Here is a 13,635-nt window from a genome sequence, read left to right as displayed (position 1 = left end):
AAGGTACTTTTTCAACGCCAGCTGTCGGATCCGCTGCTGTGAGCAGTTGATCCAAGTCTATTTTGACACGGCAACCGAGCGTTTTTCAAGTCTTATTGATAAATTCTGGCCGCAATATTTGAAACTGGGGTTATGGAGTTGGAACTATTTTCCTGATACTGCATAACTCCTGTAATGAGATGGAGAAAAAATTATCTTCTCGGAACGGTTCTATATGGTCAAAGTCACTCTTACTCTGGCACACCAAGCCAATGTAGGCAATAGCAACGCTTCCATATAGAGATATGGGGATTTTTTTGCTCAGTAGCCATTGTTTTGTTTAGGCGTGTTTTTAACTTGGTGTTAGCCAGTAACGCACCTATGAGAGCCAGACCGTAATGAGTGGTTCAGTCCTCGTTACCTTGTTCAATAACAAAGAATAGTTTGCTTATCGTCGTTCTTATTTTTGGTTTTGTTCTTCAACTTTTTCATGTAGCACACCCGAGGTGAATATTGAAAAATACAAATATGGACATTTGTCCTCCCAAAACGGGGTTAGACAATCCCGAGAAATTCCTGTAAGCTATAATTAGCAAACTGGAGGAAACCAAAGCAGAGGAGGTACGTAACAGCTACCTTATTTCCGACAAACCTTGATAAAACTTAACAAACATAATACAATAAACTTATGGAACTATTAACTATAAGCAAAGCGGCAAAGAAATTAGGTGTACATCCGAACAGCCTGCGCAACTGGGAGAAGCAAGGTTTGATCAAGCCTGTCCGTTTACCTGGCGGTCAGCGTCGGTATTCCATGGACGAACTAAACAGGCTTTTGCAGTCCGGTCAATTAACTGATAGTCAAGAAGCAGTTGTGCTTTACGCCCGGGTATCCACTAAAAAGCAGGCCGACGCGGGCAACCTGGACCGGCAGATGGAACGGTTGCGCCAATATGCCCGAGAACGCAAATTTAACGTCAAAGCGGAATTAACGGACGTAGCCAGCGGTTTAAACCAAAAACGCCGCGGTCTGACAAACGTGCTCAAGCTGGCAGAGCATGGTGAGTACAAAAAACTAATTATCGAATATCCCGACCGGCTGGCCCGGTTCGGGTATTCGTACATTGAGCGGCATTTAAGGTACTGTGGCGTAGAGATCGTAGCCATAGCTGAAAAAGAGCCGGAAGACGCACAATCCGAATTGGTCAGGGACTTATTGGCAATAGTCACGTCTTTTTCGGCCCGGCTGTATAGGGCCAGAGGTGGCAAAAAGATCAGGCAGGGTTTTCGGGAACTGATAGCGGAGGTATCTCAAGGTGAAAAAACGGAAGAACAACAAGAAGAAGCCGACTAAGACTGGCGGCGACATAAGCTACACCGTCTGCGGCGAATTTTTCCCAGAGGTCTACCCTGCCTTCCGCTCTCAAAAGTGGAGCCGCGGGATGGAGGACCCCCTGGGCACCGAGATGCGTCTATTTTGTTCCTGCACCCGCTGGGCCTTCAACCGGTTGCAGGAAGATAATTCCCGGGAAGAGCTCAAAAGGAAAGGCCAGGAGTTATTTGGTATAAACTCTCGTTTTTGCGACGACGCCATACTAAAGGCCAAGGTCGTTATTGAATCGCAAAAAGAGCTGCTGACACTGGAAAGGGAAGAGACGGAAACGAAACTGGCCCGCGCAAAGAAGAAACTCAGTTGGGCAGAAAAAGACCTGGACAGGGCTGTTAAAGCAAACAATCCGGCTAAAATCGAGGACTTTAAGCACACCGTACACGGCCGCAAAGCCAGGGTAAAAAAGCTGGCTGACAAGCTGGACGAGCTAAAGGTCCACCAGGACAACGGCACCATACCAAAAGTAATTTTCGGAGGCTGTTCTCTGTGGAAGCGAGTGTGCAGAGGTAGGGTTTCGAGAGAAGAATGGCGGCAGGCCCGGCAGGACAGGCTATACGCCCGCGGCGACGAAACCAAAGGCGGCAACCCGAATCTCAAAATAAGCTGGCATAATGGAGAGTTCACCCTGTCTGTGACCATCTCTCACCTGTCCGAGCAGAAAGGGACAGACAAGAAGGGTAGACCCATAATGACCAGGGCACCCCGGGTAACGGGCAAGCTCTGGCTGCCTGAGAAGCACCGGCAAAAGGTGCTGGAGTTGCTATTATCAGGTGCGCCTTACACTGTGGAGCTAATCAAAGGTAGGGACAGCCGGTATAGGGTGCACATCACCTTTGCCGTTACAGCACCCGTTTTAGTGACCAACCCCAACCGGGGTTACCTGGGTATAGACACCAACCCCGACGGAGTAGCGCTGGCCAACGTCGGTTACACCGGACAGCCCGAACCCTGGCCCAAAGGTTTCGAGGTACCGTACCCGAAGGCCCTGCACAAATTTGACGGAGAGTTCCAGGTAACGGTACACCCGAACGGGTTTCTTTACATCAAGGTACCCGAGCTGGCTTACAGCCGTGGTTTCCGGCGCACGTACTTAATTGGCGTGCTTGCCAAAGTAGTGGTGGACATAGCTAAAACTTTAGGCAAACCCATCGCTTTAGAGAGCCTGGACTTCGGCAAAGACCGTTTTGACACCAACCGGAAATTCAACCGCATGGCGGCCAATTTTCCGTTCAAGAAGATGGTCGAGGCCGTCATCCGTAAAGCCTTCAAAGAAGGCGTCGGTGTAAAGCAAGTCTGGCCGGCGCACACGTCCACCATCGGCTATTACAAATACATGGATCGTTACGGTATAATTATCCACCACGCCGCGGCATTGGTCATCGCCCGCCGGGCAATCGGTTTCAAAGAGCACATAACCAACGAGTTAAAGCAGAAAGTTCAGGCCGTCAAAGAGAAGCTGAGTCAAAAGGTAAATTCCTTGCCTGGGGAAGGAAGAGGGATGACCCGAAAGGTGAAGCAACTCTTCAAGCGGCTGGACGGAAAAATTCCCATTTACAACGGGCTGACCCGTTTCAAACAAGAATCGTTTTACTCCGTCTGGCATGACTTGAAGCACCTTGCTTTATCAAGTAGGTGACCCCGTTTAGCCGGAGTACGGGAACAACCGGTAGGCCGCATCTAACAGATCGCGGGAAGCAGAGCCGCAAGGCTTTCGCTGGACGGTCAACGCAAGACGAAACCCCCGTGGTTTTCCATATGGCCGCGTTTTGCGCCCGTAAAGCACTGTTTTTCTGTCCGGGTGAGACCCCCGGGGCCGAGGCCCCCTGTCACCCCAGGGAAAATTTTTCATGGAGGTGTAAAGCCTGGTCATGGGGGGCCGGGTTTACAAAAATCTAACTATTGTTAGGTATTGTGAACTTTTTTGAACCAGGTCTTTCGTAAGCATGGTGCCCCCGGCCTTTATCACGACATAGGCCCGAGCATATCCCACAAAGCGTGGATTGTCAGCATCTATCTCGAATACAAGACCTATTCCGAGATCGCCCGGACAACCCGGCACTCAACGACCTCCATTAAACGGTATATTATGGACTTTGCCCGGGTAGTCCTGTGCATCCAAAAAGGTTTGAGCTTGACAGAAACAGCCCATATCGCCGGCATATCAGAGCGCCTGGCTAGGGAATACGCAGGACTTTACCTGCGCTACAATACCCCGGAACATGCCGAAAGATTACAAGACCTGATCACCAAAGCAAGCCGCAACGTAGCAGGTCAAGAACAAAAAGGGGGGCTGGCGGTTTCATGAAAATGGCTTTTATAAAGAAAATGCCATAAGAAAGCGCACATTTCGAAGCGCCCTCATAGAAATGCTCGAACGGGAATACAAGCTTATCGGTAGCCACAAAGTCATTGAGCTCATTGCCGACGATATCTGCCAGTTAAGAGACGAATTCTACCCGCGAGTCGGTGAAGAAGCCTATGGCAGCCAAGGAAAGGCTGGCTGTTTGCAGACACCAAAAAGGGAGCCAGCGCAAGTGCCATCGTGTACAGCGTCGTGGAGACGGCAAAGGCGAATAACCTTAACGTATACATGTACTTGGTACATATCTTTAGCAAAATCCCTGGGACTAACTTTAAATCTGATCCTTCGCTGCTAGAGGATTTTATGCCCTGGTCGCAAAAGCTACCGGACTACTGCCGTAACGAAAAACACTAAATATTTGCAGATACCAAACCCTGAAGTGTTGGTTTCGGGGTTTAATTTTGTGTATGCACCTGATTATTAATCGCTTACGGATAATCTTCCTCAGGATACAAACGAGGAGGATTTTTTATGACTAAAGCCCAACGACAAAAAGAATGGGAAGACAGAATAGCGGCATATCAGGCCAGCGGCCTCAGTGTCAGAGAGTGGTGCGCCGCACACGGCGTCGTAAGCGTCAAATAATCCCCACTTTCCTTGGAAGGTGGGGATTATTTGACGCTTACCCGAAAACCAGAAAAGGGTGTGACAGCGGGCACACTCAAAGAACTTGGACGAGGAGGAATCGACAGTGCAAAAATTTCGTACAGAGGAGCACAAAAAAGGCTCTGGTAATATCACGACATACCCAATCCCGAAAAACCGGACATTTTGGCAGAGAACGCGCTGCCGGGAGCATACGTGGAGGGGGATTGCAAGCTGAAAACGGCAGAAGGTGCTCCGGGGCTTCGGGCGGCACCTGACGGAGGACGGAAAGAGCCCGAAGACGATAGAAAGCTACGTCGGGGACGCGGCGGGGTTACTGGCATACCTGAGTAGGATGGGCGCTGAGTGCCGTCACCAATTGCTCAATGGCCCGGGGCTGGTCTCCGCCGGGCTTAAATTGGGATTTTAACTTGAATTCCAAGTTGATCACCTGCTTTCTGTTCCATCTAATATTATACCATTTTGGTCAATAACAGAAACTTGGCGAACATACCGTCTTTACTTATAACAAATTCTTACTTTATTGAAAGCAAGCCCTAAGAACTTTCCCAAGCTGACTGGGCGAAAGAGCTTAAAATTGTTGGTTCCTAAGATTGCGCCGGGGGCGTCCTATCCGTTAAGTCAGGAAGCACCCAGATTCATCGTAAAGAAGGTTAAGATATTAAAAAGTTTTTATATTAGTTACCCTATCATATAGTATTTTTTAGATGTCTTATGTTTGTAAAATATAAATAAATAACAAGAAAGAAAATTAAAAAATTTATGCTAATAAGGAGGAATTTTTAATTATATCTATAAATATTTTCTAAGTCCGTGACAAAACACCTTAAATTCAAATAAAACAATAGCACACAACAGGAAACTGTTTCCCCCTTGTGAATCCCTATTTTACAGCACTTTAACAGGAAACGTCACGGATTAGGTAATTATCATAATTAAAAAAAGAGGAGGAATTTAAAATTGGGTTTGGAGATTTGAGGGCTATTGAGAGAAATTACCGGGGCAGTAAAGGCTTTGGGGATTTAAGAGTGACCGAAAGGAATCTTCAAAAAACCCCCAATACAGCAATTGTTTCTAATAATTCTAAAAATGGTTACTATACAAGAGCTGGTAACTTATCGTATGAAAATAACTCAAGGAATGCAAGTGTATCTGCCAGTGTAATAGAAGCAGGGAGAAAAACTGATAGATATGATTATAGTGTCAAAAAATTAAACGCTGAAGCAACAGCAGGATTTAATAACAAGGGTCAGTTTTCAATTGGTGGGCAAGCCTCTGTGGTGAAATATGACGGGAGTTTTAACTTTAAAGCTTTTGGAAAAACCGTTTYTATTGGAGGTTCTGCGGCTATTGGTACTATTGGTTTCGGATTGTCAGGTGGACTAAGTGGTGGTAGTTTCTACGTAGGAGCTGGACTGCTTGGGGGAGGCTTATCAGTAGATGTTAAAGTTTAAAAAAGGAAATAAAAAAGAAAGTGAGGCACTGGGGATTAGATTCTTAAAATATTTTCCCATTGCCGTAGCCGTACTGGCCATAGTACCTGTCATCGGACAGTGGATGGATCCCACACTCAYAATAATTGGCAAGATATTTTTTTCGCTGATTTTTGTTGTATTTATGCYAATAGGCTGCTTCATTATCTGTAAAGTTATAAAGCATGTGACCTATGGACACTGGTAAAAAGTAAGTAGGTAAGCTTTAAAGCCAACCATTGTTAATAGTATGGATAATAGGGAAAATCCCTATTACCACATCTTATTGTTATAATGGCTCTTACCTGTCGGGAAGATAGGACATGGCTTTGGAGCAACCCGAGCGCCCTACATGGTTCCGTCGGAGATAGCTGAGGATATTATTCCCAGCTTTCTTCTTTTTATAGCTATCTCTGGGAGAACTAAAGCGATAAACCCGTTACCCAACCCATTGTTTCTTCATACCTGCAAACTACTCCTACGGTTTGGTGTCGCCCTGTTCCTGTTCCTTTACCTCCGGCTCCCCGGTGGGGACCCTTTTAATGTCGGTAATCTCGCCGTTAAGCGGCAGCTCAATGACTTTTCCGTCCTTGGTGGTGATGCGCAGCACACCCGAGGGTTTCTTTGTGCCGCCGTCCTTTTCTTTGGAGTCCCCGGTTGCGGATTCTTCCTGCTCGGTATCCGTTTCCTCTTTATCCTCTTCCTGGGGTGGGGCCTTGACTTCCGGCTTGGCAGGTTCCTCTTTTTTGGTGACATTGAGAATGTCCTGCCAGCGCTGGCGGACCAGGTAAATATTTTCCTTGTGGATCAGCCGCACCGGGGTAATCCGGACGGGCACATCATAGGCGCCGTTGTCCAGGCTGGAGTGATAATTCCAGGAGTCTTCTCTGGCTAAACTGACCGCCGCCTGGTAGGCATTGCGGGCGGTAACTGTAACTGATAAAATAAAATCAACAAATTTCAACAAATAAGAATGAACACTATATACCAAAATCCTCCTTTTCGGCTATGATGGAACTGGAAATTATTCAAACCACTTCATCATGGGCGGGAGGAAATTATGAACAATAGAGAAAGGTGGAAGATGTACTACGAGATTCARTCACTTAAAGAAATGGGATTGAACGTCTCTCAAATTGCCAGGAGGCTGGGTATCTGCCGGAACACGGTTTACACACATTTAAGCGCCACAACGGATGACCTGGAAAGAATTAACCGGCCAAACCAGACAAAAGAAACTGGATGAATATAAGTTGGAGATAGCGGGCTGGCTCAAAACATACCCCGATTTGTCGGCAGCCCAGGTGCTGGACTGGCTAATGGAGAAAAAATTCTCTACCAACGTTTGCGAAGGCACAGTCAGAAACTATATTCGATGGCTGAGAGAGGAGTATGATATCCCAAAAATTGTCCATAAGCGTCAATACGAAGCAATCGAAGATCCGCCCATGGGGCATCAAGCCAGATGGACTTCGGAGAAACAAAGCTTTTGGACGCAAACGGGCAGTCGGTCAGACTCTGGTTTATCGGCTTTGTCCTCGCCCACTCCCGCTACAAATATGTAGAATGGTCGGCCAGTCCATTCACCACCCGGGACGTGATCCAGGCCCATGAAAACGCCTTTGAATATTATGGAGGGATGCCTAAAGAGATTGTCTATGACCAGGACCACTTGATCTTGGTCAGTGAAACCACGGTGACCTGATCTTAACCAAGGAATTTGCCCAGTACATGACAAGACGCCGCTTCAAAATTTACATGTGCCGTAAGCAGGATCCCGAAACCAAGGGCAGGATAGAAAACGTTGTCGGCTTCGTAAAAAAGAATTTCTCACGCAACCGCGTTTTCTACCATATCGACAAGCTTAACGAAGAATGCCGGGCCTGGCTTGACCGTACCGGCAACGGGAAGATGCACAACACCATAAAGAAAATACCGGCCCAGGTGTTTAGCGAAGAACGCAGGCACCTGACGCCGGTAACAGAAAAAATCGAAGTACAAAAAACAACTGTTACCGGCAGTATAGCAGTTTCTGTTAGAAAGAACAATACCATTGTTTACAAGGGCAACCGTTACAGTGTGCCACTGGGAACTTTTAAAGACAYGAAAAGCTTTGTCTATCTCGACCTGTCAGAGGCTGATAACCTTAAGATCATTGACCCGCAAACCGGTGAGGTTATCGCCCGCCACCTCGTCTGCAGAGATAAAGGAAAATTAATCAAAAACAACAATCACGGGCGGGACAGGAGCCGGAAAATACAGGAGCTAATCAACCACTTCRTTGAAGAACATCACGATCTGCCTGAATTAGGAGCCTTTTTAGATGGTATCCGTTCCGCCAAACCCCGGTACGTAAGAGACCAGCTGCAGCTTATCCAAAGCACGCTCCAGGATATGGATAAGTCAGTAATTGAAAGAGCGCTTCACTATTGCTTAAAGAACAGGCTTTACAGCGCCAGCGATTTTGGTGATGCGGTGGGTTACTTCCGGCAAAACGCCAGCCTTGGTACTGAGCCGTTTTCGAGTGCGGAGATTAAGACCRTTGACCCGGAAAACAGCTACAAATTAAAAATTAAGCCGGAGGTGCGGGATCTAATTAACTATAAATTTTCACACACAGGAGGCGTTTAATGGAGCCCGGTCTATCCCTTATCAAACAACATCTAACTACGTTGAACATACCGGCGGCGGCCGGCATCTTGGATGAGCTGTTGCTGGAGGCTCAAAAAAGGATTTAACCTGCCAGGAATTTCTCTACCAGTTAGTGGCCCATGAAGTAAACACCCGGGAAAAACGCCGCCTGGAAAAACAGCTCAAATGGGCGGCCTTTCCKGAATACAAGACCCTTGAGACCTTTGATGTCCGCGAGCAAAGATCTTTAAGCCAGAAGCAGCTGAATCAGCTTCAAGAATTACACTGGCTGGAGCAGGCTTACAATCTCCTACTACTTGGCCCGCCGGGCGTCGGTAAGTCGCACCTGGCAACTGGACTGGGCATAGAGGCTGTCCGGCGTGGCTACAAAGTCCATTTCACCGGCATGGAAGAACTTGTGGGACTGCTTAAAACCCAGGAGATTACCCGTTCTTCCCGGGCYAGGATAAAAAGGCTAACCACCTCTGACCTGGTCATTATTGACGACTTGATGTTCATGGCCATCGACCGCCAGGAAGCCAATCTTTTTTTCCAGCTAATTAACAAGCTTTACGGTCAGACCTCTTTAATCATTACTTCCAACAAGGGGCCTGAGGAATGGGGAGAAATTCTGGGTGATCCGGCCATCACCACGGCCATTTTGGACCGTATTCTTCACAAGAGTGAAGTCCTGGCTTTAACCGGARACAGCTACCGGCTTAAGCATAGGCAAACCATCTTCGGGCCTTTACAGCCTGATATTATCAAAACACTCAAAGAGTGATTTATGAGGCAACCATTTTTGGAATTTACTAGGTGTTAAAAATTATTTATCGAAATTTGTTCATTTCTACTTGACGGTCACATGTTATTGACATGGACGGGAAAATTAATGGGCTACTTGGTTTAGATTTACTAATGAAAGCAGGAGTTATAATAGACATGAAAAATTTATTATTGTACGAAGGAATTTAGGTGGTGCTTTATAAAATATCAGGTTTTCTCCTATAAGAATGTCACCAACGGGAGTCGGCCTSCCGGGGCACCGGCGCGAGGCCAGGAGAACRAGGGAGCCCCCGGAGGTTCCATTCCCCCAAAAAAGAAAAGAACTTGCATTTTAATTTCGTAAAATGCAAGTGTTTTTTGGTGCAATTTYCCCRATTTRCCGGGGGCGGTGCCTGGTTCCGTCCGCCGGTAACTTTTTGTGCTCGTATACAACTTTCATGCGAGACGGTACCTGGCACCGCCTGGGTGGCCTTTCATTGAAACCACCAGACCCAAAAGGATGACCCGGAAAAGAAAAAGTACCGTCACTTTAGTTTAGTGAAGTGCCAGGCACTTTTTGGAAATCCCTGGCAGCGGTTTTCTGCCAGGGATTTCCTCGAGCATTAGACACAAGAAGCCCCGGAAAGAGGGTCTATCTCCTTCCGGGGCTAATTTATGTGATGTCTGACATTATCTTGCTTATTTGGCTGCCTCCCTGACAATAGCTGCCGCTTCCTCCAGGCTATTAACAGTGTAGATTTTGTTGATGATTTTATCAAGRATGACTATGTCATTAATTTTCTGGATATCTCTCTGTAAACCAGCGGAATCTTCAGGGAACCTGGYRTCCARGWATTTGCAGATAGCCTCCTGAGCCATTGCAACCTTACCTTTAGCCTCTCCCTCGGCCAGGCTCCTGCCACCATGGAGATTTCRTCCCTGACAGCCTTCTCCCTTAGCTCATACAGCCTGCGCTCCCTCTGGTTTTTGAAGAATATCTGCTCGATGGTCATTGCCTTGCGAATGCCCGGGTTTCCCATAGCGATCGCCTCCATTTCTTCGCCTACAATATTATTGAAGTATAGCAGCCATTCCTCCAGGGCGTCCTTCGGCCTGCGTTTTAGCCTGATGACTTTCTCCAACTCCAGGAAATGGATTTCCAATTCGTCATTCAGTAACTCACCGGTCTCGTCTTCCCTGATATGGAAGGTATGATGGTATTTGGTCTTGCCTTTGAACTGGTTAAAGCCCAGGATGTTGATGGTGATGGTTTTTCTGAGGTGGATGAAATCCTGCCCACTGGTCAGCTGCCCGTGGTAGAGTCATGCCCAGTAGAACAGGGTGCGCTTGTCGATATTATATTTATTCGCTATCTGGACTTCCACATTTACCAGCGCTCCTGCGGCTGTCCTGGCCAGTATGTCCAGCCGGGCCGCTTTGTCCAGCAGGTACTTGGGGTCCAGCTCCCGGTCCAGTAATTCTACATCATGCAGTTCCTGGCCCGGCGGTGGCTTTAAAACTGCGTTAAGAAAACTGATGAGCGCCTCTTTGCCCTCTTCCGATCCCAGTATCCTTTTAAAGGCGTAGTCGTTTGTCCTGTTGATGGGCTTAAACTCCAATATTTTTTACCCCCTTCCTTTGTTTCTCTTGCCAACATTATACCAGATTCTCAATTATTCCTTAATATCCTACCTGATACAGGAATGCACAAAGCCCCGGCAAGAGTTAAACAAATTCAAGTCAAGAACCGTCCCTGACTTGAATTTTATGTCTTTGAATTGTCTGAATTATGTACGACCCCTTCGGCGGAAAAGGGAAGACCCCCGGAGGTTCTCTCCGGAGGCCCTTTTCTGACTCGTTCACAATAAGTTAATAAGTTTGGTGCCTGGCACACCCACTCCCTATCACACCCACTCCCTATTGTTTTGCTTGAGCCAAGGCCTTTTGAATGGTGTTTTTGGCGGTTTCTTTATCCGTAACGTCAATTATTTGTTCAAATACCCAGTCCAGTATGGGTTCGCTGGTGATGGCTTTAACCATTTGCTGCAGTTCAAAGGATTCAATACCAAGTTTTCTGTATAGTATTTTGCAGATGGTATCCTGAGCTTTTTCTGCCTTCCCTTCTGCCTTGGCCTCTGCCCGTTCTTGCTTTACCCACTCTTGATAGATCGGTGATTCCATGATCATTTCCCTCCTTATCATGGATTGTATTAGTTCAGAGGTGTATTGACTCCCTTTTCTGCCTACCATGATGGCCATGGCGGCCAGCAGGTCTTGCTGTAGTGATTGGTCCGGCAGTTTTTGTATGGTTGCTATACTTTCCTGCAGCGCTTGTGCCGGTGGTTCCTTTGGTTTTTGCCCTTTCATAAGGGGCAGCAGGGGGTAGAGTCCCACCAGTTCGTTGTCTATCACTGTCCGGCGGGATTCTTGCCAGATTCTGATGACCCGGTATTGGTAGTCCAGCATGGTGGATTCACCCCACCGGTCGCTTAGCCGGTGCAGTTTGTTGTCGTTTTCCGGGTAAAAGAAGATGACTACCTGTATGATGGGCGGGGTCCCTCTGCCGTTTTTCAGGGTACTTTCCCAAATATCGCTGCGGTATCTCAGCATCCGGGCCGGCAGAGTTATGTCGTAGTAGCCCATGGGTTCAAAGTTTATCAGATAACTGCCACGTTCCGGGTCTTCTACTTCCAGCACATGATCCAGGCGGGATTGCTGTTTAGGGGTGTATTCTGTTTGGTACGGCCGTATCCATTCTTCCCGGCATTGCGGTTCCACAAATTTTACCCAGTCTGCCGGCCGGCGCTGAAACAGCCGCTTCATGGGTATGTCTATGCTGAGCATTGGATGGGTTCCCACCTTTATATCTGTATTGTACCACATTCCTTTGAGTTCCAGAGATGTTATTGTTTAGTGAAGTGCCAGGGATTACCTCGGGCCGGAATGCACAAAGCCCCGGCAAGAGATTATTCTCCTTCCATGGCTTTTGGTTATCTGACATTTTCTTGCTTATTTGTTCGCCTCCCTGACAATAGCTGCCGCTTCCTCCAGGCTGTTAACAGTGTAGATTTTGTTAATGATTTTATCCAGGATTACTAAGTCATTAATTCTCTGGACCTCAGCTTGCAAGTCGATGGACATCTTAGGGAACCTGGCTTCCAGGTATTTGCAGATGGCATCCTTAGCCATTTCTGCCTTACCCTCTACCAATCCCTCAGCTTTACCCTCAGCCTTACCCTCAGCCCTTGCGCCGCTTATCATAGAAATTTCGTCCCTGGCAGCCTTTTCCCGCAATTCATACAGCCGGCGCTCTTGCTGGTTCTTGAAGAATATCTGCTCGATGGTCATGGCCTTGCGAATGCCGGGGTTTCCCATAGCGATCTCCTCCATTTCTTCTCCAACAATGTTATTGAAGTACAAAAGCCACTCTTCCAGCGCATCCTTCGGCCTGCGTTTCAGCCGGATGAACTTCTCCAGCTCCAAAAAATGAATTTCCAGTTCATCGTTCAGTAACTCACCGGTCTCGTCTTCCCTGATGCGGAAGGTGTGKTGGTACTTTGTCTTGCCTTTGAACCAATCAAAGCCCAGRATGTTTATGGTGATGGTTTTCCTGAGGTGGATGAAATCTTGCCCGCTGCTTAACTGCCCGTGGTAGAGCCCTGCCCAGTAGAATAAAGTACGTTTGTCAATGTTGTATTTATTGGCTATTTGTACCTCCACATTTACCAGCGCTCCTGCGGCTGTCCTGGCCAGTATGTCCAGCCGGGCCGCTTTGTCCAGCAGGTACYTGGGGTCCAGCTCCCGGTCCAGTAATTCTACATCATGCAGTTCCTGGCCCGGCGGTGGCTTTAAAACTGCGTTAAGRAAACTGATGAGCGCCTCTTTGCCCTCTTCCGATCCCAGTATCCTTTTAAAGGCGTAGTCGTTTGTCCTGTTGATGGGCTTAAACTCCAATATTTTTTACCCCCCTTTCCCTTTGTTTCTCTTGCCAACATTATACCAGATTCTCAATTATTCCTTAATATCCTACCTGATACAGGAATGCACAAAGCCCCGGCAAGAGTTAAACAAATTCAAGTCAAGAACCGTCCCTGACTTGAATTTTATGTCTTTGAATTGTCTGAATTATGTACGACCCCTTCGGCGGAAAAGGGAAGACCCCCGGAGGTTCTCTCCGGAGGCCCTTTTCTGACTCGTTCACAATAAGTTAATAAGTTTGGTGCCTGGCACACCCACTCCCTATCACACCCACTCCCTATTGTTTTGCTTGAGCCAAGGCCTTTTGAATGGTGTTTTTGGCGGTTTCTTTATCCGTAACGTCAATTATTTGTTCAAATACCCAGTCCAGTATGGGTTCGCTGGTGATGGCTTTAACCATTTGCTGCAGTTCAAAGGATTCAATACCAAGTTTTCTGTATAGTATTTTGCAG

Annotated in this window: 13 protein-coding genes and 3 pseudogenes; 11 read left to right on the top strand and 5 right to left on the bottom strand. The window is 47.3% G+C overall.

Annotation, left to right across the window (positions count from 1 at the left end; all coding sequences use genetic code 11):
* Positions 1-172: 172 nt before the first annotated feature.
* Positions 173-471 (bottom strand): annotated as a pseudogene (locus tag P378_RS11780) (IS1380 family transposase); the annotation flags it as partial.
* A gap of 196 nt (positions 472-667) precedes the next feature.
* Here P378_RS11780 and P378_RS11775 point away from each other — a divergent pair.
* From P378_RS11775 to P378_RS11745, 7 genes and pseudogenes are all read left to right on the top strand, one after another.
* Complete coding sequence (locus P378_RS11775; RefSeq protein WP_099083386.1) at positions 668-1,333, top strand: IS607 family transposase; 666 nt, start codon at positions 668-670, stop codon at positions 1,331-1,333.
* Entirely contained in the window at positions 1,296-3,005 is a 1,710-nt protein-coding gene (locus P378_RS11770) for an IS200/IS605 family accessory protein TnpB-related protein (protein ID WP_099083385.1), read from the top strand. Before P378_RS11775 ends, P378_RS11770 begins: the two co-directional genes overlap by 38 nt.
* Positions 3,006-3,290: 285 nt before the next feature.
* On the top strand, positions 3,291-3,674 hold the full coding sequence (locus P378_RS11765) for a DUF1670 domain-containing protein (protein WP_099083384.1): 384 nt from the start codon (positions 3,291-3,293) through the stop codon (positions 3,672-3,674).
* 183 nt (positions 3,675-3,857) lie between these two features.
* A pseudogene (locus tag P378_RS23035) lies at positions 3,858-4,085 on the top strand (transposase domain-containing protein); the annotation flags it as partial.
* 117 nt (positions 4,086-4,202) lie between these two features.
* Positions 4,203-4,316, top strand: coding sequence for an IS66 family insertion sequence element accessory protein TnpA (gene tnpA / locus P378_RS24185; RefSeq protein ID WP_420795999.1), 114 nt, complete (start codon positions 4,203-4,205; stop codon positions 4,314-4,316).
* A 1,049-nt stretch (positions 4,317-5,365) separates the two neighbouring features.
* A complete protein-coding gene (locus P378_RS11750) occupies positions 5,366-5,791 on the top strand; it encodes a hypothetical protein (RefSeq protein WP_180261077.1) in 426 nt (141 codons plus the stop codon).
* On the top strand, positions 5,778-6,017 hold the full coding sequence (locus P378_RS11745; protein WP_099083381.1) for a hypothetical protein: 240 nt from the start codon (positions 5,778-5,780) through the stop codon (positions 6,015-6,017). Before P378_RS11750 ends, P378_RS11745 begins: the two co-directional genes overlap by 14 nt.
* 270 nt (positions 6,018-6,287) lie before the next feature.
* Here P378_RS11745 and P378_RS11740 read toward each other — a convergent pair whose 3' ends face one another.
* The gene (locus P378_RS11740; RefSeq protein WP_143338475.1) at positions 6,288-6,800 is read right to left on the bottom strand and encodes a hypothetical protein; all 513 of its coding nucleotides are present in this window, start codon (positions 6,798-6,800) and stop codon (positions 6,288-6,290) included.
* Positions 6,801-6,869: 69 nt separating this feature from the next.
* Between P378_RS11740 and P378_RS11735 the strand changes: the two genes are divergently transcribed.
* The 4 genes from P378_RS11735 to istB all read left to right on the top strand — a co-directional run bounded on the left by P378_RS11735 (position 6,870) and on the right by istB (position 9,224).
* Positions 6,870-7,055 (top strand): helix-turn-helix domain-containing protein, encoded by a 186-nt coding sequence (locus P378_RS11735; RefSeq protein ID WP_099083379.1) that lies wholly within the window; start codon positions 6,870-6,872, stop codon positions 7,053-7,055.
* A 219-nt stretch (positions 7,056-7,274) separates the two neighbouring features.
* Entirely contained in the window at positions 7,275-7,514 is a 240-nt protein-coding gene (locus tag P378_RS11730) for a DDE-type integrase/transposase/recombinase (protein ID WP_099083378.1), read from the top strand.
* Positions 7,515-7,540: 26 nt separating this feature from the next.
* Complete coding sequence (locus P378_RS11725; protein WP_099083377.1) at positions 7,541-8,440, top strand: hypothetical protein; 900 nt, start codon at positions 7,541-7,543, stop codon at positions 8,438-8,440.
* 133 nt (positions 8,441-8,573) lie between these two features.
* On the top strand, positions 8,574-9,224 hold the full coding sequence (gene istB / locus P378_RS11720; RefSeq protein ID WP_238473165.1) for an IS21-like element helper ATPase IstB: 651 nt from the start codon (positions 8,574-8,576) through the stop codon (positions 9,222-9,224).
* Between the two features lie 680 nt (positions 9,225-9,904).
* Here the strand turns inward: istB and P378_RS11710 are convergent.
* The 3 genes and pseudogenes from P378_RS11710 to P378_RS11700 all read right to left on the bottom strand — a co-directional run bounded on the left by P378_RS11710 (position 9,905) and on the right by P378_RS11700 (position 13,159).
* Positions 9,905-10,824 (bottom strand): annotated as a pseudogene (locus P378_RS11710) (Rpn family recombination-promoting nuclease/putative transposase).
* A 298-nt stretch (positions 10,825-11,122) separates the two neighbouring features.
* The gene (locus P378_RS11705; RefSeq protein WP_099083376.1) at positions 11,123-12,049 is read right to left on the bottom strand and encodes an RpnC/YadD family protein; all 927 of its coding nucleotides are present in this window, start codon (positions 12,047-12,049) and stop codon (positions 11,123-11,125) included.
* Positions 12,050-12,214: 165 nt separating this feature from the next.
* Positions 12,215-13,159 (bottom strand): Rpn family recombination-promoting nuclease/putative transposase, encoded by a 945-nt coding sequence (locus P378_RS11700; RefSeq protein WP_099083375.1) that lies wholly within the window; start codon positions 13,157-13,159, stop codon positions 12,215-12,217.
* Positions 13,160-13,635: the final 476 nt, after the last annotated feature.

It is taken from the genome of Desulforamulus profundi, from assembly GCF_002607855.1.
This window is presented reverse-complemented; position numbering and strand designations above follow the sequence as displayed.